This window comes from Streptomyces sp. NPDC046122, from assembly GCF_056429965.1.
The window spans coordinates 907,868-929,029 of the sequence record NZ_JBWKLQ010000001.1; the positions used below are offsets into that span (position 1 = coordinate 907,868).

A 21,162-nucleotide genomic window follows, 5' to 3' on the forward strand; every position below is an offset into this window, starting at 1 on the left:
GCGAAGTACCGCCCATCGCGCTTGCGTACGAGTGCGGTACACATGGTGGGATGAGCCGATGCGACCCCCCACACGCATAGCCTCACATCCCCCCAATCCCTACGACGAACTGGCCCTGCTCGCCTCGCCGGAGCCGGACTGCGCCGATCCCCCGCGGACGGGCGGCGAGGACGACCCGCTCGGGCTCGTGCCCGACGACCGGCCCGGCGGCGACGGCCGTGCCGAAGAGGAGTGGAAGCCGCCCAACCACCGCGGCAGGAGCAGGCTCGCCGCTGTCCCCTTCGTACTGAAACTGGCCACCACCGGCCTCGTTCTCGCCTCGCTCCTGCTGGCCTGCGACCGTTTCGCCGTGCTGTACGCGCAGGACAAGGCGGAGGAGAAACTCCAGCAGTCGCTGGGGACGGGCACCGCGCCCGAGGTGGAGATCCGCGGCTTCCCCTTCCTCACCCAGGTCGCGAACCGGCGGCTCGAGGAGGTCGAGGTCTCCGTTCCCGACGTGGCCGCCGACCGGGTGTCCCTCGCACAGGTACGGGCCACCGCCAGGGACATCCGCGTCGTCGGCGACCTCCCCACATCGATCCGGGGCGCGGTCGTCGGCAGCGTGGACGGCGACGTCCTGCTGTCCTTCGACGACCTGAACCGCGAACTGGGCGCCTCGCAGGCGAAGTTCACCAAGGACGGCGACGACCGGGTGCGCGTGGCGGGCTCGCTGCCCGTCGCCGGTCACGACGTGCGCGTGACCGCCGAGGCGCACATCCGCCGCGACGGCGACCGGGCGGTGTCCACCACCGTCGACCGGATGCGGCTCGACATCCCGGGCCTCGTCACCTACCGGCCGGGCAAGGACCGCGAACACTCCGGTCTGCGGCTGCACCCGGAGGCCGCCGCCCGGATCAGCGAGGAAGCGGCGCAGATCAAGGCCCTGCTGGCCGTTCCGGCGGTGGTCGACCGGCTCGGCGTACGCAAGGAATGGGTCGAGCGGGCGCTGCGCAGCGAGAAGGCGCTGAACGAACTCACCGGTTCGCCCCGCTTCCTGCGGCAGCTGATGAGGCTCAACCTCGTGGACGTGGTCAGGGACCACCCCTGGCTGCTGGAGAAGGCCGGCGTCGACCCCCGGCTGGTCGGCGCGCTGCTCAGCCTGCGCCCGCCGGAGGTGTCCGAGCGGCTGTCGCTGGACTTCCGGCTGCCCGGCGAGCCGGCCGGGCTGCGACTGCGCGGCATCAGCGTGGAACGTGAGGGCGTACGGGCCGACCTGGCCGGTACGGGACTGACGTTCGGCGACGTGGCGGACGGCGGGCGGTAACGGGCCCCCGTCCCTCCACCGGCCGGGCGTGACCCGGGCCGGTGGAGGGCGCCCGGCGCGTTCACGGCAGTACGGCCACCCCGTCCAGCTCGACCAGGGCCTGCTCGTCCCACAGGCGGACCGCGCCGATCACCGCCATGGCGGGGTAGTCACGGCCCGCCAACCGGCCCCAGATCCTGCCCAGTTCGGCGGCGTGGGCGCGGTAGTCGGCGACATCGGTGGCGTAGACCGTGACGCGGGCCAGGTCGGCGGGGGCGCCGCCGGCGGCGTGCAGCGCCGCGAGGAGGTTGCCGAGCGCCTTCTCGAACTGGGCGGGGAGCGAGTCCCCGACGACCTTGCCGTCCGTGTCGAGTGCCGTCTGGCCCGCCAGGAAGACCAGGTGGGAGCCGGTGGCGGTGACGGCGTGCGAGAACCCGGAGGGCGGCGAGAGTTCGGCCGGGTTGACGCGGTGCAGCTGGTGCGGACGGTGCGGGTGCTCCGGGTGGTGCGTGGTCATCGGTACAGCTCCTTCGCGATGATCGTGCGCTGGACCTCGGTCGCGCCTTCGTAGATCCGGGGCGCCCGTACCTCCCGGTAGAGGTGTTCGAGCAGGTGGCCGCGCTGGAGGGCGCGGGCGCCGTGCAGCTGGACCGCGGCGTCGACGACGTACTGGGCGGTCTCGGTGGCGAAGAGCTTGGCCATCGCGGCGCGGCGGGGGACGCCGGGCTCGCCCGCGTCGTACGCGCAGGCGGCGGCGTACACGAGCAGGCGCGCGGCCTCCGTGCGGGTCGCCATCTCCGCGACCTGGTGGGCCACCGACTGGAGGTCCTTGAGGAGGCCGCCGAAGGCAGTGCGGTTCGCGGTGTGCGCGAGGGTCGCGTCGAGCGCGGCCTGGGCCATGCCGACGGCGAAGGCGCCGACGCTGGGGCGGAAGAGGTTCAGGGTGTCCATCGCGACACGGAAGCCGCGGTCCACCTCACCGATGACATCGGCGCGGGTGACCGGCACGCCGTCGAAGGCGAGGGCGCCGATGGGGTGCGGCGAGAGCATGTCGAGCGCCGTGCCGGTCAGACCGGGGCGGCCGGCGGGGACCAGGAACGCGGTGACGCCGCGGGCGCCCGCGCCCTCGGCGGTCAGGGCGAACACCGTGTAGAAGTCGGCCTCCGGCGCGTTGGAGATCCAGAGCTTCTCACCGGACAGGCGCCATCCGTCACCCTCCGGTACGGTCTTGAGCGAGAGCGCCGCGGCGTCCGATCCCGCGCCCGGCTCGCTGAGCGCGAAGGCGGCGACCGCCCGCCCCGCGGTCACTTCGGGCAGCCAGCGCGCCCGCTGTTCGTCCGTGCCCGCCCTGGCCACGGGACTGGCGCCGAGCCCCTGCAGGGCGAGGGCGGTCTCGGCCTCGGTGCAGGCCCGGGCGAGGGATTCCCGCATCAGGCAGAGGTCGAGCGCCCCCGAGTCGAACAGCCGCGCCAGCAGGCCGTGTTCACCGAGCGCGGCGACCAACGGGCGGTTCACCCGCCCCGGTTCCCCCTTCTCGGCGAGAGGGCGCAGATGGTTCGCGGCCAGGGCGCGAAGCCGCTCGCACCACTCCTGTTGCCGGGGTTCCAGCGCGAATTGCGGCATGTCCTCGCCTCACTCTTATCGCGAACCGTTGACTGTCGTCACCCAAACGATACGCTCAAGAGGCGACAAGGGGGCGATCCCGTCATGGAGCTGAAGACCTCAGCGCACATCGATACCTTTCCCCGCGACCAGCTTCCGCCCGCACATCAGTGGCCGCAGCTGCTCTTCGACCGTCCGGAGCTGCGCTATCCCGACCGCCTCAACTGCGGCGCGGAGCTCCTGGACCGTACGATCGAACGCTTCGGCGCGCACCGGCCCGCCTTCCGCACCGCCTCCGGCGAGGTGTGGACGTACGGCGAACTGCTCGCACGCGCCGACCGGATCGCGCACGTCCTCACCACCGACCTGGGCATCGTGCCCGGCAACCGCGTGCTGCTGCGCGGGCCCACCACGCCGTGGCTCGCGGCCTGCTGGCTCGCGGTGATGAAGGCGGGCGCGGTGGCGGTGACGGTGCTGGCGCAGCAGCGGGCATCCGAGCTGGCGACCATGTGCGAGATCGCCCGGGTCGGCCACGCCCTGTGCGACGTACGGGCCGTCGACGACCTGGTGAAGGCCGAGGTGCCTGGGCTGCGCGTCACGGCGTACGGCGGCGACGCGCCCGACGACCTGCTGCGGGCGGCGGCCGGCAAGCCGTCGCGGTACACCGCCGTGGAGACCTCCGCCGACGACGTCGCGCTGATCGCCTTCACGTCGGGGACGACGGGGCGGCCCAAGGGCTGCATGCACTTCCACCGGGACGTGCTGGCCGTCGCCGACACCTTCTCGCGTCATGTGCTCAAACCCCGGCCCGACGACGTCTTCACCGGTAGTCCGCCGCTCGGTTTCACCTTCGGACTCGGCGGACTGGTGATCTTCCCCCTGCGGGCGGGGGCGTCGGCGCTGCTGCTCGAACAGGCGGGACCGAAGCAGTTGCTGCCCGCCCTGGCCGAGCACCGGGTGTCGGTGCTGTTCACCGCCCCGACGGCGTACCGGGTGATGCTCGACCATCTCGACGGCCACGACCTGAGCGCCCTGCGCCGCTGTGTGTCGGCCGGTGAGAACCTGCCCGCCGCGACCTGGCGGGCCTGGCACGAGCGCACCGGCGTGCGCATCATCAACGGCATCGGCGCGACCGAGCTGCTGCACATCTTCATCTCGGCGGCGGACGAGGCGGCCAGACCGGGGACCACGGGCGTGCCGGTGCCGGGCTGGCAGGCGCGGGTGGTGGACGCGGCGGGCCTGCCGGTCCCCGACGGCGAACCGGGGCTCCTCGCGGTGCGCGGACCGGTGGGCTGCCGCTACCTGGGGGACGACCGCCAGACGGAGTACGCGCGGGACGGCTGGAACGTCACCGGTGACACGTACGTCCGGGAGCCCGACGGCTACTTCCGGTATGTGGCCCGCGCCGACGACATGATCATTTCCGCCGGGTACAACATCGCCGGCCCCGAAGTCGAGGACGCCCTGCTGCGCCATCCGGACGTGGTCGAGGCGGCGGTCGTGGGGCGGACCGACGAGCGGCGCGGGCAGGTCGTGGTGGCGTACGCCGTCCTGCGCGACGGGGTGGCGCGCGACGGGGCGACGGAGGCGCTGCTGCGGGATTTCGTCAAGGCCGAGCTGGCGCCGTACAAGTGCCCGCGCGCCGTCGTCTTCCTGGACGCCCTTCCCCGTACGCCGACCGGCAAGCTCCAGCGCTTCCGGCTGCGGGCGGCCGTAGAGTGATCACGTGGCCGAGCAGCACACCCCTCGTTCCCTGATCGTCTCCCTCTACGGCGCGTACGGACGCGTTCCCGGCGGAGGCGGGGACCCCATGCCGGTCGCCGAGCTGATCCGGTTGCTGGCGGCGGTCGGGGTCGACGCCCCGTCGGTGCGCTCGTCGGTGTCGCGGCTCAAGCGCCGCGGCCTGCTGGTGGCCGCCCGTACGCCCCGGGGCGCGGCCGGATACGCGCTGTCCGACGACGCCCACCAGCTCCTGGACGACGGCGACCGGCGCATCTACGACCGCCCCGCGCCGCGGCTGTCCGACGGCTGGGTGCTGGCGGTCTTCTCCGTTCCCGAGGCCGAGCGTGCCAAGCGGCACGTCCTGCGCTCCCGCCTCGCCCGCCTCGGCTTCGGGTCGGCCGCGCCGGGGGTGTGGATCGCTCCGGCGCGGCTGTACGAGGAGACCCGCCACACGATGGAGCGCCTCCAGCTGTCCTCGTACGTCGACCTGTTCCGCGGGGAGCACCTCGGCTTCGCGGCGACGGAGGAGGCGGTGGCGCGCTGGTGGGACCTGACGTCGATCGCCAAGCAGCACGAGGAGTTCCTGGACCTGCACGAGCCGGTGCTGCGGTCGTGGGTTGCGCGGGAGAAGGCGGGGGCCGGCGGTCCGCCGTCGCCGGACCCCGAGCACGCCTACCGGGACTACCTCCTGGCGCTCGACTCCTGGCGCCGCCTTCCGTACGCCGACCCCGGCCTGCCCGCCGAGCTGCTGCCGGCGGACTGGCCCGGGGCGCGCTCGGCGGCGGTCTTCGCGCGGCTGCACGCGCGGCTGCGGGACGCGGGGGCGGAGTTCGTGCGCGGGGGCGGCGACGGCGGCAGGGACGGCGGCGACCGCAACGGCGACGGCTGAACCGAAAAAACGCGTGACGGGGCCGGGGCGTCGCGGGCAGCATGTGGCATGCCCTGGACACTCACCGAAGACCTCGACGCGTACCTGGCCGTCGCGGGCGCCGCTGTCGGCGCGCGGCCCGTGGAGAACACCCTGCTGCTGACCGTCGCCGACACGCTGCGGCGGCGCGGGAACGACGCGTACGGCGAAGGCGTCCCGCGCTACGGCTGGTGGCGCGGCGCGGACGGCCGCGTGACGGGCGCGCTGCTGTGGACGCCGCCGCACGCGGTGCTGGTGGGGACGGTGCCGGCGGAGGCGGTGGGACCGCTGGCGGAGGTGTGCGCGGAGTGGGGCGGCCCGGCGGTCAGCGCGGAGCGGGGCACCGCGCAGGCGCTGGCGGCGCGGTGGCGGCGTACCGGCGCGGAGGTCACGACGGTCGTCGAGCAGCGCCTGTACCGGCTGGGCAGGCTGACCCCGCCGGACCCCGCTCCGGCGGGCCGCGCCCGGGTGGCGACGGCGGCCGACCGGGCCCTGCTGGTGGAGTGGGTGAACGCCTTCCGGCGGGAAGCCGGCCACCCCGGGCCGGGGGCGGGGCGGGCGGTCGACGACCGCATCGCGTACGGCGGTCTGACCCTGTGGGAGCACGACGGCGTCCCGGTGTCCATGGCGGGCGTCTCGCGTCCGGCGGCGGGCACGGTGCGGGTGGCACCGGTCTACACGCCGCCGAGGTGGCGGGGCCGGGGGTACGCGGCGGCGGTCACGGCGGTGGTGAGCGGGGCGGCGCGGGGGGCGGGGGCGGCCGAGGTGCTGCTGTTCACGGACCTCGCGAACCCGACGAGCAACGGGGTGTACCGGCGCATCGGCTACCGCCCGGTGGCGGACCGCGTGGAGATCGCCCCGAAGGGCTGACACCCCGGGGGCGGCTGTGGCGGGCGCTGCCTCCCGTGCCGCTCGCGGACCGGGACGGGCCCGGCCCCACGGCGCGCCCTACCCCAGACTCAGCCGCGGCTTCGGCGCGTCGGTCCGGCCCGTCGGCGGGGTGCGGCTGCCCGCCCGGTACGGCAGGGGCCACGGCGCGCCCGGCCCCGAGTAGTCCTGTTCCGCCGCCGCGTGCAGCGTCCAGTGCGGGTCGTACAGGTGCGGCCGCGCCAGCGCGCACAGGTCCGCGCGCCCGGCGAGCAGGAGTGAGTTCACGTCGTCCCAGGACGAGATCGCACCGACCGCCACCACCGGCACCCCCAGCGCGTTGCGGATGCGGTCGGCGTACGGCGTCTGGTACGAACGTCCGTACTCGGGGGCCTCGTCGGCCACGACCTGGCCGGTCGACACGTCGATCGCGTCGGCCCCGCGCGCGGCGAACGCGCGCGCGATCCCGACCGCGTCCTCGGCCGTCGTACCGCCCTGCGCCCAGTCCGTCGCGGAGATCCGGACCGTCATCGGCCGGTCGTCCGGCCAGACCGCGCGCACGGCGTCGAAGACCTCCAGCGGGAAGCGCAGCCGTCCGGCGAGGGAACCGCCGTACGCGTCCGTCCGCCGGTTGGTGAGCGGGGAGAGGAAGCCGGACAGCAGGTAGCCGTGGGCGCAGTGCAGTTCCAGGAGGTCGAAGCCGCAGTCGGCCGCGCGCCGCGCCGCCGACGCGAACTGCTCGCGGACGCGGGCGAGTCCGTCCGTGTCGAGTTCGCGCGGGACCTGGTTGACGCCCTCGCGGTACGGCAGCGCGGACGCCGCCTCGACGGGCCAGTTCCCGTCGTCCAGCGGCTCGTCGATGCCGTCCCACATCAGGCGCGTCGAGCCCTTGCGTCCGGAGTGGCCGAGCTGCACGCCGACGGCCGTGCCCGGTGACTGCTGGTGGACGAAGTCGGTGATCCGGCGCCAGACGGCGGCCTGCCGCGGTGTGTAGAGGCCGGCGCAGCCCGGCGTGATGCGGCCCTCCGGGCTGACGCACACCATCTCGGTCATGACCAGACCGGCTCCCCCGAGCGCCCGCGCGCCCAGGTGGACGAGGTGGAAGTCGCCGGGGACGCCGTCGACCGCCGAGTACATGTCCATCGGTGAGACGACCACCCGGTTGCGCAGGGTCAGGCCCCGCAGCCGGAAGGGGGTGAACATCGGCGGTGTACCGGACGGGCAGCCGAAGTCCTCCTCCACCGCGCCGGTGAAGCCGGGGTCGCGCAGCCGCAGGTTGTCGTGGGTGACGCGGCGGCTGCGGGTGAGCAGGTTGAAGGCGAACTGCCGCGGCGGCTGGTCGAGGTACGTCGCGAGGTCCTCGAACCAGCGCAGACTGGCGGCGGCCGCGCGCTGCGTGGACGCGACGACGGGACGCCGCTCGGCCTCGTACGCGGCCAGCGCGGCCGGCAGGTCGGGCTGCTCGTCGACGCACGCCGCCAGCGCCAGGGCGTCCTCGACGGCCAGCTTGGTGCCCGACCCGATGGAGAAGTGGGCGGTGTGGGCGGCGTCGCCGAGCAGGACCGTGTTGCCGTGACTCCAGCGGTCGTTGACGACCGTGCGGAACGCGATCCAGGACGAGTTGTTGCCGCGCAGCGCCCTCCCGCCGAGCGCGTCGGCGAAGACCTTGGCGCAGCGTTCGGTCGACTGCGCCTCGTCGCAGCGGTCGAGACCGGCGGCCCGCCAGACCTCTTCGCGCATCTCGACGATGACGGTCGACGCGTTCTTGGCGTACGGGTAGCCGTGCAGCTGCATGACGCCGTGCTCGGTCTCGGCGATCTCGAAGCGGAAGGCGTCGAAGGCGAAGTCGGCGGCGAGCCAGATGTAGCGGCAGCGGTGGGCGGTGACGCGGGGGCCGAAGACATCGGCGTACGCCGCCCTGGTGAGGCTGTGCACGCCGTCCGCGGCGACGACCAGGTCGTACGCCGCGGAGAGCTCGGCGGCGGGCGGCGCCTCCTCGCGGACGCGCAGGCCGACGCCGAGGGAGCGGCAGCGCTCGTGCAGGATCTCCAGGAGCCGGCGGCGGCCGAGGGCGGCGAAGCCGTGGCCGCCGGAGGTCAGTGTCCGGCCGCGGTGGACGATGTCGATGTCGTCCCACCGCACGAACTCGTCCTGGAGGGCCCGGTGGACGACGGGGTCGGCGTGCTGGATGCCGCCGAGGGTCTCGTCGGAGAGGACGACTCCGAAGCCGAAGGTGTCGTCGGGCGCGCCGCGCTCCCAGACGGTGACCTCGCGCGCGGGGTCGAGCCGCTTGAGCAGCGCGGCGGCGTAGAGACCTCCGGGGCCCCCGCCCACGACGGCGACCCGCAGCGCGCGCCCGCGCGGCCCCTGTGGGCCGCCTCGACCGTCCTGCCCGGGGCGGCGCATCGTCAGCGCCCCCGCCACTTCGGCGGACGCTTCTCGGTGAAGGCCGCGTGGAACTCGGCGTAGTCGTCGCCGTTCATCAGCAGCGCCTGGGTGGCGGCGTCCATTTCGACGGCGGCGGCGAGCGGCATGTCCAGCTCCGCGGTGAGGAGGGCCTTCGTCTGCGCGTACGCCAGGGCCGGTCCGTCCGCGAGACGCCGGGCCAGCTCGGCCGCGCGGGCGTCGGCCCGCCCCTCGTCCGTCAGTTCGCTGATCAGGCCGATCCGTTCGGCCTCGGGCGCGCGCACCGGCTCACCGAGCATCAGCAGCCTCGTGGCGTGCCCGAGCCCCACGACGCGCGGCAGCAGATAGGCCGCGCCCATGTCGCCGCCCGAGAGGCCGACCTTGGTGAAGAGGAACGCGAAGCGGGCGGAGGGGTCCGCGACCCGGAAGTCGGCCGCGAGGGCCAGCACCGCGCCCGCCCCGGCGGCCACCCCGTGCACGGCGGCGACGACGGGGAAGGGGCACTCGCGCAGCGCCCGTACGACCTGCCCGGTCATCCGGTTGAAGTCGAGGAGCTGGGCGGTGTCCATGGAGAGCGTGGCGCCGATGATCTCGTCGACGTCGCCGCCGGAACAGAAACCGCGTCCCTCGCCGCCGAGGACGAGGGCGCGCACCGCGCGCTCGCGGGCCAGCTCGGCGAGGAGGTCGCGCAGGTCCGCGTACGCGCCGAAGGTGAGCGCGTTGAGTTTCTCGGGGCGGGCCAGGGTGACGGTGGCGACACCGTCCTCGACGGTCACCCGCAGGTGGTGCCACTGCTCGGTGCGCGGTGCGGAACTGGGAAAGGGGCTCATCGGGGCGGGGCCTCCTTCAGCCGTGCGGCTGGTGCCTGCCTCTCGAAGGTATCACCGATGCGTGACTGTCGTCAGGATCGCGCGATAAAGGGCGCAGGTCCCCTCGCGGGGTGCCGGACGACCCGCGTCCGACGGGCGGGCGGCTCTTCGCCCGGCATGGTGAAGTTCGTACGGTTGAAGACCGCCCGTCCGCTCTCCCTGGAAAGGGGCATCACGCCGTGCGGGAAACGGAGACACCGCACCGCGCCTCCTGGCGCGTCGCGGCGCCCGCCGGTCCGTGCTGGGCGGGCCGCCCTGGGGCGCCCGCGTCACACCGCGCCGTCGCCCCCGGCCATGGTGGCGACCAGCACCGCCTTGATCGTGTGCATGCGGTTCTCGGCCTCGTCGAAGACCACCGAGTGCGCGGATTCGAACACCTCGTCCGTGACCTCCAGCTCGGCGAGGCCGTACCGCTCGTGGATCTCGGCGCCGACCTTCGTGCCGAGGTCGTGGAAGGCCGGCAGACAGTGCAGGAACTTCACGTCCGCGTTCCCGGTGGCCCGCAGGACGTCCATGGTGACGGTGTACGGGCCGAGCGCCTCGATGCGCTCGGCCCAGACCTGCTTGGGCTCGCCCATCGACACCCAGACGTCGGTGGCGACGAAGTCGGCGCCCAGGACTCCCTCGGCGACGTCCTCGGTGAGGGTGACGCGCGCGCCGCTCACCTCGGCGGCCTCCCGGGCGCGCGCCACGATCTCCTCGGCCGGCCAGTACGCCTTGGGCGCGACGATGCGTACGTCCATGCCGAGCAGCGCGCCGGTGACCAGGTAGGAGTTGCCCATGTTGAACCGGGCGTCGCCCAGGTAGGCGAAGGCGATCCGCTCCAGCGGCTTGGCGCAGTGCTCGGTCATGGTCAGCACGTCGGCGAGCATCTGGGTGGGGTGCCAGTCGTCGGTGAGCCCGTTGAAGACCGGCACGCCGGCGTACGCCGCCAGCTCCTCGACCGCGGCCTGGCTGTCCCCGCGGTACTCGATCCCGTCGAACATCCGGCCCAGTACGCGCGCCGTGTCCTTCACCGACTCCTTGTGCCCCATCTGCGAGCCGGAGGGGTCCAGGAACGTCGTCGACGCCCCCTGGTCGGCGGCGGCGACCTCGAATGCGCAGCGCGTACGGGTCGACGTCTTCTCGAAGATCAGCGCGATGTTCCGGCCGCGCAGCCGCGGCACCTCGGCACCGGCCTTCTTGGCCGCCTTGAGCTCGGCGGCGAGGTCGAGCAGACTCCGGAACTCCTCGGCGGTGAAGTCCAGCTCCTTGAGGAAGTGGCGGCCTGCGAGGTCTGTCGCCATGGTGGCTGCTCCTGGGTCGGTCACGAAAGCGAAGTGATGAAACTATATACAGAAGGTCGCATCACTATACAGCGTCCCGTTCGACCGGGCAGCTCATGCACCGGGGGCCGCCGCGCCCCCTGCCCAGCTCGTTGCCCCGGATCTCGATGACCTCGATGCCCACCTTGCGCAGGTGGGTGTTGGTGGTGACGTTGCGCTCGTACGCCACGACGACGCCCGGCTCGACCGCCAGGACGTTGCAGCCGTCGTCCCACTGCTCGCGCTGCGCCGCGTGCACGTCCTGGGTGGGGGTCAGCACCCGGATGCCGCTGAGGCCCAGGGCGGCCGCGATGGCCTTGTGCATGTGCTCCGGCGGGTGGTCGGTGACCTTCAGCTCCTTCTCCCCCACGCCCGGTTCGATCGTGTACGAACGGAGCATGCCGAGACCGGCGTACTGCGTGAAGGTGTCGCCGTCGACCATGGTCATCACCGTGTCGAGGTGCATGAACGCCCGGTGCTTGGGCATGTCGAGCGCCACGATCGTGGTCGCCGAGCCCGCCGCGAACATGCCCTGGGCGAGCATCTCCACGGCCTGCGGGGTGGTGCGCTCGCTCATCCCGATCAGGACGGCGCCGTTCCCGAGGACCAGGACGTCGCCCCCCTCGATGGTGGACGGGTAGTCGGTCTGGCCCTCCGACCAGTGGTGGAACGCACCCGCCTGCGGGCTCTTGAACAGCGGATGGTGCTTGTAGATCGCCTCGAAGTGCACGGTCTCGCGCTGCCGGGCCGGCCAGCGCATCGCGTTGATGGCCACACCGTCGTAGATCCACGCGGAGGTGTCCCGGGTGAACAGGTGGTTCGGCAGCGGCCCGAGCAGGAAGTCGTCGAGGTCCATGACGTGGAAGCGGACCGAGGTGGGCTCGGGGTGCCGCTCCAGGTACTCGCGCTTGGTCATGCCGCCGACGAGCGCCTCGACCAGCTCGGCCACGGGCAGTTCGTCGAACGTCTCGCGCAGGTGCCCGGTGGCGAGCGGACCGTACTCCTTCTCGTCGAAGACCCGGTCCATGACGAGGTTCCTGGCCTCCGGGATCTCCAGCGACTCGCGCAGCAGATCACCGAAGAGGTGCACCTCGACGCCCCGGTCGCGCAGGACGTCGGCGAACCCGTCGTGCTCCTGGCGCGCGCGGCGCACCCACAGCACGTCGTCGAAGAGCAGCGCGTCCTTGTTGCCGGGGGTGAGGCGCTTCAGCTCCAGGTCCGGTCGGTGGAGGATGACGCGGCGCAGGCGCCCGGTCTCGGAATCGACGTGGAATCCCATGGCTCCATCCTGGCCGAGCACGGCCGCGGGCGCGTGCGTATGGCGCCCCCGGTTCGAGGCGATCACATTTTCTCACCGGGGGCGCCGTGGACGGAGGGGATCAGAGCCGGGGGTCGACCGGCTCCGACTCCAGCGCCAGGACCGCGAACACGGCCTCGTGGATCCGCCAGAGCGGTTCTCCCCCGGCCAGCCGGTCCAGCGCCTCCAGGCCGAGCGCGTACTCGCGCAGGGCGAGCGAGCGCTTGTGGCCGAGGAAGCGTTCGCGCAGCCTGCCGAGCTGCTCGGGGCGCGTGTACTCGGGACCGTAGATGATCCGCAGGTACTCGCGGCCGCGGACCTTGATACCAGGCTGCACGAGCCGGTTCTTCCCGTCCCGTACGAGCGCCTCGACCGGCTTGACGACCATGCCCTCGCCGCCCCGGCTGGTCATCTCCAGCCACCAGTCGATGCCCGACTGGACGGACGCCGGGTCGCCGGTGTCGACGATCAGCCTGCGGGTGGTCTGCAGGAGCGCGGTCGGGTCGTGCTCGACCAGCCGGTCCAGCCACGCCAGCTGCTCGTCGTGCGGTACGCCCGCGAGCGAGCGCCCCTGGACGGCGAGCAGCTGGAACGGCGCGAGCCGCACGCCCTCCAGCCCTTCGGTCGGCCAGCAGTAGCGCCGGTAGGCGTCCGTGAACGCGGCGGCGTCGCCGGCCCGCCGGCGCTGCGTCGCGAGCAGCTCCTTGACGTCGACCCCGCGCCCGGCCGCTCCTTCGAGGGCCGCCACCGCACCGGGGAAGACGGCACGCGCGGCCGCGCCGACGGCGGCGTACTGGTGGCGCAGCAGCCCGGACGCCTTGAGCGACCAGGGCATCAGCTCCGCGTCGAGCAGCAGCCAGTCGGTGTCGAGCTCCTCCCACAGACCGGCCTCGGTCACGGCGGTGCGCAGCCGGCCGAGGATCAGTTCGGCGGTGGTCGGGTCGTCGAAGAAGGGGCGGCCGGTGCGGGTGTGCACAGCCCCCGTGGGACCGTCCACGCCGAAGCGCTCGCGCGCCACGTCCGCGTTCCGGCAGACCAGCGCCACCGCACGCGAGCCCATGTGCTTCTCCTCGCACACGACTCTGCCGACACCGTCGGCCCGGTACGTCGCGAAGGCTTCGGCCGGATGCTCCAGGTAGCCCTCGACGTGCGACGTGGCGGTCGGCGACATCGTCGGCGGCAGGTAGGTGAGCAGACGCGGGTCGACGGCGAAGCGGCTCATCACTTCGAGCGCCGCCGCTGCGTTCTCCTCGCGCACGGCGACCCGCCCCATGTGCCGCGTCTCGACGACCCGGCGGCCGTGCACGTCGGCGAGGTCCAGCGGACGGCCGTCGTGTCCGCCCGGAGCCTCGGTGGTGAGCGGCTTGGCCGGCTCGTACCAGACCCGCTCGGCCGGTACGTCGACGAGCTCGCGCTCGGGCCAGCGCAGCGCCGTCATCTTTCCGCCGAAGACCGCGCCGGTGTCCAGGCAGATGGTGTTGTTGATCCAGGAGGTGTTGGGCACGGGCGTGTGGCCGTAGACGACGGCGGCGCGACCCCGGTACTCCTCCGCCCACGGGTACCGCACCGGCAGGCCGAACTCGTCCGTCTCGCCGGTGGTGTCGCCGTACAGGGCGTGCGACCGGACGCGGCCGGAGGTGCGGCCGTGGTACTTCTCCGGCAGGCCCGCGTGGCACACGACGAGGTTGCCGCCGTCGAGGACGTAGTGGCTGACGAGGCCGTCGATGAACTCCCGCACCCGCTCCTTGAAGGCGTCGTCCTCCTTGTCCAGCTGCTCGACGGTCTCGGCGAGTCCGTGGGTGTGCTGGACGTTCCTGCCCTTGAGGTAACGGCCCAGCTTGTTCTCGTGGTTCCCGGGCACGCACAGGGCGTCGCCGGAGGCGACCATGCCCATCACCCGGCGCAGCACGCCGGGGCTGTCCGGGCCGCGGTCCACCAGGTCGCCGACGAAGACGGCCGTACGCCCCTCGGGGTGCGAACCGTCGACGTAACCGAGCTTGCCGAGCAGGGTCTCCAGCTCGGAGCGGCAGCCGTGGATGTCACCGATGATGTCGAAGGGGCCGGTGAGGTGGGTGAGGTCGTTGTAACGGCGCTCCAGTACGACCTCGGCCGCGTCGACCTCCTCCACGCCGCGCAGGACGTGCACCTTGCGGAAGCCCTCGCGTTCCAGGCTCCGCAGCGAACGGCGCAGCTCGCGCCGGTGCCGCTGGATGACGTGGCGGGGCATCCCGGCCCGGTCGGGGCGTCCGGCGTTGCGCGCGGCGCAGACCTCCTCCGGCAGGTCGAGGACGATGGCGATCGGCAGCACGTCGTACTTACGGGCCAGCTGGACGAGCTGCTTCCTGCTCTCCTGCTGCACGTTGGTCGCGTCGACGACGGTCAGCCGTCCGGCCTCCAGGCGCTTGCCCGCGATGTAGTGCAGTACGTCGAAGGCGTCGCGGCTCGCGCTCTGGTCGTTCTCGTCGTCGGCGACGAGGCCGCGGCAGAAGTCGGAGGAGACGACCTCGGTGGGCTTGAAGTGCCGTCGGGCGAAGGTGGACTTGCCCGATCCGGTGGCGCCCACGAGGACCACGAGGGACAGGTCGGTGACGGGAAGCGTGCGGGTGGTGGTGCTCATGCGGCTTTCGCCTCCTTCTCGTCCTGCGCGGCCTGCGTGCCCTTGCCCTGCTCGTCGTGGTCCCGCCTGCCGCCGTCCCGCTCGTCCTTGCCCCGCTGGTCCTTGCCCCGCTGGTCCTGCTCGCCCTGGGCGGTCCGGGTGAACACGGCCATCTGCGTCGGCGGGCCGACCTCGGGGTCCTCGGGACCGACGGGCACGAACTCCACCGTGTAGCCGTGCCGTTCGGCGACCTGCCCGGCCCACGCGCGGAACTCCTCGCGCGTCCACTCGAAGCGGTGGTCGCCGTGCCGTACGTGCCCGGCGGGCAGGCTCTCCCAGCGCACGTTGTACTCGACGTTCGGCGTCGTCACGAGGACGGTGAGCGGCCGCGCGGATCCGAACACGGCGTACTCCAGGGCGGGCAGCCGCGGCAGGTCGAGGTGCTCGATCACCTCGCTGAGCACGGCGGCGTCGTACCCCTTGAGCCGCTTGTCGGTGTACGTGAGCGAGCCCTGCATGAGCTTCACACGCTCGGCCTGCCGCTCACCCAGCCGGTCGAGCTTGAGCCGCCGGGAGGCGATGGTGAGCGCGCGCATGGACACGTCCACGCCGACGATCTCGGTGTACTTCACGTTCTTGAGCAGCGCCTGCACCAGCTGGCCCTGCCCGCAGCCCAGGTCGAGCACCCGGGTCGCCCCGGCCGCGTCCAGCGCCTGCAGGATCGCGTCGCGGCGCCGCACGGCCAGCGGCACGGGCCGCTCGTCGGTGTCCGTCGTCTCGTCGACCGCGTTGTCGATCTCCTCGACCGCGAGGTCGTCGGCCTCGGCCAGACGCACCAGTTCGAGACGCTCCATGGCCTGCCGCGTCAGGCTCCAGCGGCGCGAGAGGTAGCGGCTGGTGATCAGCTTCTGCTCGGGGTGGTCGGCCAGCCAGCCCTCACCGGCGCGCAGCAGTTTGTCCACCTCGTCGGGCGCGACCCAGTAGTGCTTCGCGTCGTCGAGGACCGGCAGCAGGACGTACAGCTGCCGCAGCGCGTCGGCCAGCCGCAGCTCGCCCTCCAGCACCAGCTGTACGTACCGCGAGTCGCCCCACTCCGGGAACTGTTCGTCCAGCGGCACCGGCTCCGCGGAGACCGTCGTCCAGCCCAGCGGCGCGAACAGCTTCGTCACCAGCTCCGCGCCGCCCCGGGCGGGCAGCGCGGGCACCTCGACGCGCAGCGGCAGCGGGGCCGCTGCACGCTCGGGCAGCGCGGCGCACACGCCCTGCAGCGCGGTCTTGAAGACCGTGCTCAGGGCGACGGCCAGCAGCGACGACGCGGCGTACGGCCGGTCGTTGACGTACTGCGCGAGCGCGGAGTCGGGTGAGCCGCCGCGCCCCTTGCCCTTGCCACGCCGCACGAGCGCCACAGGATCCACCTCCAGCAGGAGCGCGGCCGTGCACCGCTCGGCGGACGCCTCGGGGTAGAGGACGTGCGCCGTGCCGTGGGAAGTGGAGAACGTCTGCGCCTTGTCGGGGTGCTTGTGCAGCAGAAAGCCGAGGTCGGTCGCGGGACGCTCCTGGTTGCCGGTAGTGCTGATCGTCAGGAACACGCGTCCGAGTATCGTCGGCCCACCCCGCCCTGGACCAGGGGTTTAAGCGAACGGTCCGGCCGGCCGGGCCAGTTCCGCGATCTCCGCCGGCCCGACCCGGCAGCAGCCGCCCACCAGCCGGGCCCCGGACGCCTGCCACTGCCGCACCCGCCTCGGGTCGTACGTGCTTCCGCCGCGCCACCGCCTCCCCTCCGCGTCCCACCGTTCACCGCTGTTCGGGTAGACCACGACCGGCTTCCCGGTCACGGAGGCCGCCACCTCCACGGCGGCGTCCGCGTCGCGCGGCTCGCAGCAGTTGACCCCCACCGCGATCACCTGGTCGTTGCCCGCCGCGAGGGCGAAGGCCGCGTCCAGCGGCTGGCCGGCCCGGGTCTGCCCGCCCGCGACGCTGTACGAGAGCCAGACCGGCATCCCGGTCCCCTCGACGGCCCGCAGCAGCGCCTGCGCCTCGTCGGTGTCCGGCACCGTCTCCAGTGCCAGCACGTCGGGCCCCGCCGCGACCAGCGCCTCGACGCGCGGCCGGTGGAACCGCTCGAGCTCCCGCACCGACAGCCCGTACCTCCCCCGGTACTCACTGCCGTCGGCCAGCATCGCCCCGTACGGCCCGACCGAGGCCGCCACCCACACCTCCCGGTCCACGGACGCCCCCGCCGCACGGGCCAGTTCGACACTGCGCCCCAGCAGCTCCGCCGCCTCGCCTCGGCCGAGCCCCCGGCGCGCGAAGCCCTCGAACGTCGCCTGGTAACTGGCGGTGATCAGCACCTGGGCGCCCGCCCGCACATAGGCCGCGTGCGCCGCTTCGATCTGCTGCGGCCCGTCGGCGAGCAGCCGCGCCGACCACAGCGCGTCGGACAGGTCGCAGCCCTGCGCCTCCAGCTGGTTGGACAGGCCGCCGTCGAGGACGACGGGCCCCGGCGCGTCGCCGCCGAGCGCGGCGGCCAACGGACGGACGGGCTTCACGGCGGGCTCCTTCACTCGGCGGGCGGGCCCGGCGCGGGAACACCGGGCGCCTGCGGTCAGGTCAGGTCAGGTCAGGTCAGGTCAGCTGCGACTGGACCTGCGAGGAGATCAGCTCCAGGTGTTCCAGGTCGTCCAGGTCCAGCATCTGGAGGTAGATCCGCGACGCGCCGATCGCCTCGTACTGGCCGATCTTGTCGACCACCTCGGCGGGCGAACCGGCGAGCCCGTTGGCCTTGAGCTCCTCCACGTCCCGCCCGATGACCGCCGCCCGGCGCGCCACCTCCGCGTCGTCCTTGCCGACGCACACGACCAGCGCGTTGGAGTACACCAGGTCGTCCGCCCGCCGTCCGGCCCGCTCGGCCGCCTCCCTGACCCGCCCGAACTGCCGCTCGCTGTCCTCCAGTGAGGCGAACGGGATGTTGAACTCGTCGGCGTACTGCGCGGCGAGCCGCGGCGTGCGGACCGCGCCGTGCCCGCCGACGAGCACCGGCACCTTCACCTGGGCGGGCTTGGGCAGCGCGGGCGAATCCGTCAGCTGGTAGTACGTCCCGTCGTAGCTGAAGGTGCTGCCGGGCTCCGTGGCCCAGAGCCCCGTGACGATGGCGAGCTGCTCCTCCAGTCGGCCGAACTTCTCCTTGGGGAACGGGATGCCGTACGCCCGGTGCTCCTCCTCGAACCAGCCGGCGCCCAGGCCCAGCTCGACCCGGCCGCCCGACATCTGGTCGACCTGCGCGACCTGGATGGCCAGCACACCCGGCAGCCGGAAGGTGCCGGCGGTCATCAGCGTGCCGAGCCTGATCCGCTTGGTCTCGCGGGCGAGCCCGGCCAGCGTGATCCACGCGTCGGTCGGCCCCGGCAGGCCGTCGCCCGAGCCCATGCGCAGGTAGTGGTCGGACCGGTAGAAGGCGTCGAAGCCGAGGTCCTCGGTGGCCTTGGCGACGGTGAGCAGGGTGTCGTAGCTCGCCCCTTGCTGGGGCTCCGTGAAGATTCGAAGATCCATGCCTCCATCCTGCACCGTGCCGCCGCCGTCAACCCCACCTCCGGCATCCGGCCCCGCACTGCCCTCCCGGGTGAACTTCCACCACCCGGCAGCCCGCACACGGCCTCCCCGGTGACCACCACCCGGAGTGGTCGTTGGCTCGGGCGGAGCCGAACCGCCCGGTCCTCGCGCCGGCGGCCCCTGCCGGTGCGCGTACGCGCACCGCGCTCCCCCGTGGGAGAGCCGGGGCCGAGGAGGCCGTCATGTCCCAGGAAGCCGCATCCGAACAGACCGGCAGAGCCGTGCAGCCGGTACCGCGACAGCCGACCCGGCACGCAACGGGGTCGCCCACGGGCCTGCTTCAGCAGATGGAGGAACTGATGGCGGCGCTGAACGCCGACCTCTCGCTGCTCGACGCCGAACTCCAGTGCACAGCCGATCGCCGGTCCGCCGCCGACCAGCACGCCACCGACCCGAGTGCCGCCGACGGCTGACGGCGTCACGACGGCTCCGCCGCCGAGTCCCAGGCAGCGCTGCGCCGCCTGTCCTGCTCCCGCACCGCGAGGCGGCGTAATATCCCGCGCACCCGGTCACTCGACTCGTCGGCGGCGTCGATGCCCTCGATGCACTGCCAGTAGAGCGCCTCCTCGTCGGTGGCGCACGCGACGCCGACGAGCGCGATGCCCACCTCGCCGAGAAGCGCGCTCAGCCCGATCAACGTCCCCCGCGCGTCTCCCACCTGCGTCATCTGCGCCGCCCGTGGCCGAGCGTCCGGCGGCGGACCCCCGGCGTCGGCCGCCGCCCCCGCCCACAGCGCCGGGATGTCGAGCGCCCCGCAGCCCCGCCCGCCCGTTTCGCTGAGCCCGCGCGCCTCGCCTCTCAGCTCCGCCGGACCGGTCAGCGCCAGGTGCCCGCCGACCGCCTGGGTCAGGGCCTGCGCCTGCCACGCCTCCGCCAGGATGTCCCGTGCCGTGCGGCTCCGCGCGAGTGCGTGCCGGCTCTGCCCGATGAGCCTCACCGCGTCCATGCGCCGCCCCCCGTCCTCACCATGGCCCGCTTCTTTCGCGCACCGTTCACCCGTTCACTACCCAGAGTGAGGGCATGGGGCCCGGAAAGCCAGGGCTATGGCGAAATCTGTGGACAGAAAAGCGAATTTGGATAATTTCATCACTCCGGAGAGTGACGATCCTTGTTTTCCGGCACCGGGAAGCGCACCTCATTCCGGTCGATCTTGGCGGCGAGCGCCTCCAGCACATCGATCCCGAGCACCTCACTGAACTGCAGCAAGTACGCCAGGACATCGGCCACCTCGTCCGCCACCCGGTGCGCGGAGCGCGGATCCTCCATCACCCGCGCCGACTGTTCGGGCGTCAGCCACTGGAAGATCTCCACCAGTTCGGACGCCTCCACGCTCAGCGCCACGGCCAGGTTCTTCGGCGTGTGGTACGGCTCCCAGCCCCGCGCCGACGCGAATTCCGCCAGCCGCCGTTGCAGTCCCGCCAGATCGAGTTCGGTCACGGGCCCAGGTCTACCACCGCCACCCCGCCCGCTTCACGCGCGTACGCGGCGGAGGTGTCCGTGACCGTCCCCAGCAGCCTGATGTGCCGGTCGGCGCAGACGGAGGCCGCGAGCGCCACCAGTTCCCGCGTCTGACGCTCGTCCAGGCACCGGTCGAAGCCGTCCGCGAGCACCGTCAGCGTCCGCAGGGCGGCGGGGACTTCGGCCACGGTGTCCACGGCCAGCACCCCCGGTCCGGTCAGCAGGACCAGCGCGAGCGCCAGGTACCGCAGTTCCCCGTCGCTCAGCCGTTCCACGGGCGTGGCCAACGCCCCGCCCCGCGCCACCAGCGCCCGTACCCGCCCGTCCGCGAGCTCCTCCACGGTCAGCGCCTCCACCGGGCCCGCGCACCCCGACCGGACCGTCGCCGCCAGCCGCGCGTGGCGCTTCGCGCACTGGTGGTGGGTACGCCACAGCACCTCGGCCAGGTTGTCGCACCCGCGCCGCAGCCGGGCGTCGCCCAGCGCCGCCGGCTCCCGCATCCGCGCGGGCTGCGGGTCGCACGCGAACACCGAGCGCAGCCCGAGAACCACCTGTTCCGCCGCCGCCAGCACCCGCAGCTGCCCCGCCGTCTTGCCGGCCACGCGCAGCGGAAGCAGCGCCGTACCCAGCACGTCGTCGGGCAGCGGCGCCTTCGTCACCGGCGCGCTGCCGGCCGTGTACCAGGCCGCCTGGACCGTACTGCGCCCCGGATCGCGCAGCGCCGTGCTCAGCAGCGTCTGCCCGTCGCACGTCAGCCGCTCACCGACGACGCGCAGTTCCGGCTCGGCCTGTACGGCGAGGTCCAGACGCACCGGGCCGACGGGCCCGTCCACCGTGCAGCCGATCCGGAATCCCCGCCGCCCCTGGGCGTCGGGGCCCGCCCGCTCCGGGACGCAGCCGGCCGGGTCCCGGAACACCTCCCCGAGTTGGGCGCCCCCGCCGAGGCGGGCCAGCGCGTCGTACGCCTCCAGCACGCTCGACTTGCCGCTGCCCGCCGGGCCCGCGAGCAGCGTCACCGGGCCGAGCGGGACGACGGCGCCGCGGTGCGACCGGAAGGCGGAGAGCCGCAGTTCGGTCACCGTCGGGGCCCCGCGGCCCCGGGCCGGGGGCCCTGGAGGTGCCGCGGGCGATGGAGGTGCGGAGTGCGCCGGAGGCGCTGAGGGTCCCGGGGTCGTCCCCGGGGCAACGGCAGTCATGGCCCGGACGGTACGCAGCACTTCGGCGGGCGAACCGTTACGCCTGA

At 73.3% G+C, this 21,162-nt stretch carries 18 protein-coding genes; 5 read left to right on the forward strand and 13 right to left on the reverse strand.

Features of this window, described 5'->3' with window-relative positions:
* The first annotated feature begins 58 nt into the window (after window positions 1-58).
* Window positions 59-1,303, forward strand: coding sequence for an LmeA family phospholipid-binding protein (locus tag AC07FK_RS03935; protein WP_479102242.1), 1,245 nt, complete (start codon window positions 59-61; stop codon window positions 1,301-1,303).
* Between the two features lie 61 nt (window positions 1,304-1,364).
* Here the strand turns inward: AC07FK_RS03935 and AC07FK_RS03940 are convergent, their stop codons facing one another.
* Both AC07FK_RS03940 and AC07FK_RS03945 read right to left on the reverse strand, forming a co-directional pair.
* Entirely contained in the window at window positions 1,365-1,799 is a 435-nt protein-coding gene (locus AC07FK_RS03940) for a RidA family protein (RefSeq protein ID WP_479102244.1), read from the reverse strand.
* A complete protein-coding gene (locus AC07FK_RS03945) occupies window positions 1,796-2,905 on the reverse strand; it encodes an acyl-CoA dehydrogenase family protein (RefSeq protein WP_479102246.1) in 1,110 nt (369 codons plus the stop codon). The genes AC07FK_RS03940 and AC07FK_RS03945 overlap by 4 nt, the downstream gene beginning before the upstream one ends.
* An 84-nt stretch (window positions 2,906-2,989) precedes the next feature.
* On the opposite strand from AC07FK_RS03945, the gene AC07FK_RS03950 reads away from it, so the two are divergent.
* From AC07FK_RS03950 to AC07FK_RS03960, 3 genes are read left to right on the forward strand one after another with little or no spacing between them, the layout of a single operon-like run.
* Window positions 2,990-4,606: an AMP-binding protein gene (locus tag AC07FK_RS03950; protein ID WP_479102247.1), complete on the forward strand. Its 1,617-nt coding sequence runs from the start codon at window positions 2,990-2,992 to the stop codon at window positions 4,604-4,606.
* A 4-nt stretch (window positions 4,607-4,610) separates the two neighbouring features.
* The gene (locus tag AC07FK_RS03955) at window positions 4,611-5,495 is read left to right on the forward strand and encodes a PaaX family transcriptional regulator (RefSeq protein WP_479102249.1); all 885 of its coding nucleotides are present in this window, start codon (window positions 4,611-4,613) and stop codon (window positions 5,493-5,495) included.
* 48 nt (window positions 5,496-5,543) lie between these two features.
* Window positions 5,544-6,383, forward strand: a complete 840-nt coding sequence (locus AC07FK_RS03960; RefSeq protein WP_479102250.1) for a GNAT family N-acetyltransferase — start codon at window positions 5,544-5,546, stop codon at window positions 6,381-6,383.
* 78 nt (window positions 6,384-6,461) lie between these two features.
* Here AC07FK_RS03960 and AC07FK_RS03965 read toward each other — a convergent pair whose 3' ends face one another.
* The 8 genes from AC07FK_RS03965 to AC07FK_RS04000 form a co-directional block, all read right to left on the reverse strand.
* Window positions 6,462-8,786, reverse strand: a complete 2,325-nt coding sequence (locus AC07FK_RS03965; protein WP_479102583.1) for a bifunctional salicylyl-CoA 5-hydroxylase/oxidoreductase — start codon at window positions 8,784-8,786, stop codon at window positions 6,462-6,464.
* 2 nt (window positions 8,787-8,788) lie between these two features.
* The gene (locus AC07FK_RS03970) at window positions 8,789-9,616 is read right to left on the reverse strand and encodes an enoyl-CoA hydratase family protein (RefSeq protein WP_479102252.1); all 828 of its coding nucleotides are present in this window, start codon (window positions 9,614-9,616) and stop codon (window positions 8,789-8,791) included.
* A gap of 308 nt (window positions 9,617-9,924) precedes the next feature.
* On the reverse strand, window positions 9,925-10,941 hold the full coding sequence (argF, locus tag AC07FK_RS03975) for an ornithine carbamoyltransferase (RefSeq protein WP_479102254.1): 1,017 nt from the start codon (window positions 10,939-10,941) through the stop codon (window positions 9,925-9,927).
* Window positions 10,942-11,005: 64 nt separating this feature from the next.
* Window positions 11,006-12,238, reverse strand: coding sequence for an arginine deiminase (locus AC07FK_RS03980; RefSeq protein ID WP_479102255.1), 1,233 nt, complete (start codon window positions 12,236-12,238; stop codon window positions 11,006-11,008).
* 100 nt (window positions 12,239-12,338) lie between these two features.
* The gene (locus tag AC07FK_RS03985; protein WP_479102257.1) at window positions 12,339-14,873 is read right to left on the reverse strand and encodes a polynucleotide kinase-phosphatase; all 2,535 of its coding nucleotides are present in this window, start codon (window positions 14,871-14,873) and stop codon (window positions 12,339-12,341) included.
* Window positions 14,870-16,441 carry a 3' terminal RNA ribose 2'-O-methyltransferase Hen1 gene (locus AC07FK_RS03990; RefSeq protein ID WP_479102259.1) on the reverse strand — a complete coding sequence of 524 codons (1,572 nt, stop codon included), beginning with the start codon at window positions 16,439-16,441 and terminating at the stop codon, window positions 14,870-14,872. The genes AC07FK_RS03985 and AC07FK_RS03990 overlap by 4 nt, the downstream gene beginning before the upstream one ends.
* Window positions 16,442-16,483: 42 nt before the next feature.
* On the reverse strand, window positions 16,484-17,401 hold the full coding sequence (gene mmuM, locus AC07FK_RS03995) for a homocysteine S-methyltransferase (RefSeq protein ID WP_479102261.1): 918 nt from the start codon (window positions 17,399-17,401) through the stop codon (window positions 16,484-16,486).
* 76 nt (window positions 17,402-17,477) lie between these two features.
* Window positions 17,478-18,401 (reverse strand): LLM class F420-dependent oxidoreductase, encoded by a 924-nt coding sequence (locus tag AC07FK_RS04000; RefSeq protein WP_479102263.1) that lies wholly within the window; start codon window positions 18,399-18,401, stop codon window positions 17,478-17,480.
* A 242-nt stretch (window positions 18,402-18,643) separates the two neighbouring features.
* Here AC07FK_RS04000 and AC07FK_RS04005 point away from each other — a divergent pair, with 242 nt between their 5' ends.
* A complete protein-coding gene (locus AC07FK_RS04005) occupies window positions 18,644-18,874 on the forward strand; it encodes a hypothetical protein (RefSeq protein ID WP_479102265.1) in 231 nt (76 codons plus the stop codon).
* Window positions 18,875-18,879: 5 nt separating this feature from the next.
* Here AC07FK_RS04005 and AC07FK_RS04010 read toward each other — a convergent pair whose 3' ends face one another.
* The 3 genes from AC07FK_RS04010 to AC07FK_RS04020 form a co-directional block, all read right to left on the reverse strand.
* A complete protein-coding gene (locus tag AC07FK_RS04010) occupies window positions 18,880-19,407 on the reverse strand; it encodes a DUF6099 family protein (protein WP_479102267.1) in 528 nt (175 codons plus the stop codon).
* A gap of 140 nt (window positions 19,408-19,547) precedes the next feature.
* On the reverse strand, window positions 19,548-19,898 hold the full coding sequence (locus AC07FK_RS04015) for a nucleotide pyrophosphohydrolase (RefSeq protein WP_479102269.1): 351 nt from the start codon (window positions 19,896-19,898) through the stop codon (window positions 19,548-19,550).
* Entirely contained in the window at window positions 19,895-21,115 is a 1,221-nt protein-coding gene (locus AC07FK_RS04020) for an AAA family ATPase (protein ID WP_479102271.1), read from the reverse strand. The genes AC07FK_RS04015 and AC07FK_RS04020 overlap by 4 nt, the downstream gene beginning before the upstream one ends.
* Window positions 21,116-21,162 lie beyond the last annotated feature (47 nt).

Bases quoted from the DNA above. Each gene is read 5' to 3' on its own strand.
- AC07FK_RS03935 (WP_479102242.1), top strand. From the start codon at position 59: ATGCGACCCCCCACACGCATAGCCTCACATCCCCCCAATCCCTACGAC.
- AC07FK_RS03940 (WP_479102244.1), bottom strand. From the start codon at position 1,799: ATGACCACGCACCACCCGGAGCACCCGCACCGTCCGCACCAGCTGCAC.
- AC07FK_RS03945 (WP_479102246.1), bottom strand. From the start codon at position 2,905: ATGCCGCAATTCGCGCTGGAACCCCGGCAACAGGAGTGGTGCGAGCGG.
- AC07FK_RS03950 (WP_479102247.1), top strand. From the start codon at position 2,990: ATGGAGCTGAAGACCTCAGCGCACATCGATACCTTTCCCCGCGACCAG.
- AC07FK_RS03960 (WP_479102250.1), top strand. From the start codon at position 5,544: ATGCCCTGGACACTCACCGAAGACCTCGACGCGTACCTGGCCGTCGCG.
- AC07FK_RS03965 (WP_479102583.1), bottom strand. From the start codon at position 8,786: ATGCGCCGCCCCGGGCAGGACGGTCGAGGCGGCCCACAGGGGCCGCGC.
- AC07FK_RS03970 (WP_479102252.1), bottom strand. From the start codon at position 9,616: ATGAGCCCCTTTCCCAGTTCCGCACCGCGCACCGAGCAGTGGCACCAC.
- argF (WP_479102254.1), bottom strand. From the start codon at position 10,941: ATGGCGACAGACCTCGCAGGCCGCCACTTCCTCAAGGAGCTGGACTTC.
- AC07FK_RS03980 (WP_479102255.1), bottom strand. From the start codon at position 12,238: ATGGGATTCCACGTCGATTCCGAGACCGGGCGCCTGCGCCGCGTCATC.
- AC07FK_RS03985 (WP_479102257.1), bottom strand. From the start codon at position 14,873: ATGAGCACCACCACCCGCACGCTTCCCGTCACCGACCTGTCCCTCGTG.
- AC07FK_RS04000 (WP_479102263.1), bottom strand. From the start codon at position 18,401: ATGGATCTTCGAATCTTCACGGAGCCCCAGCAAGGGGCGAGCTACGAC.
- AC07FK_RS04005 (WP_479102265.1), top strand. From the start codon at position 18,644: ATGTCCCAGGAAGCCGCATCCGAACAGACCGGCAGAGCCGTGCAGCCG.
- AC07FK_RS04010 (WP_479102267.1), bottom strand. From the start codon at position 19,407: ATGGACGCGGTGAGGCTCATCGGGCAGAGCCGGCACGCACTCGCGCGG.
- AC07FK_RS04020 (WP_479102271.1), bottom strand. From the start codon at position 21,115: ATGACTGCCGTTGCCCCGGGGACGACCCCGGGACCCTCAGCGCCTCCG.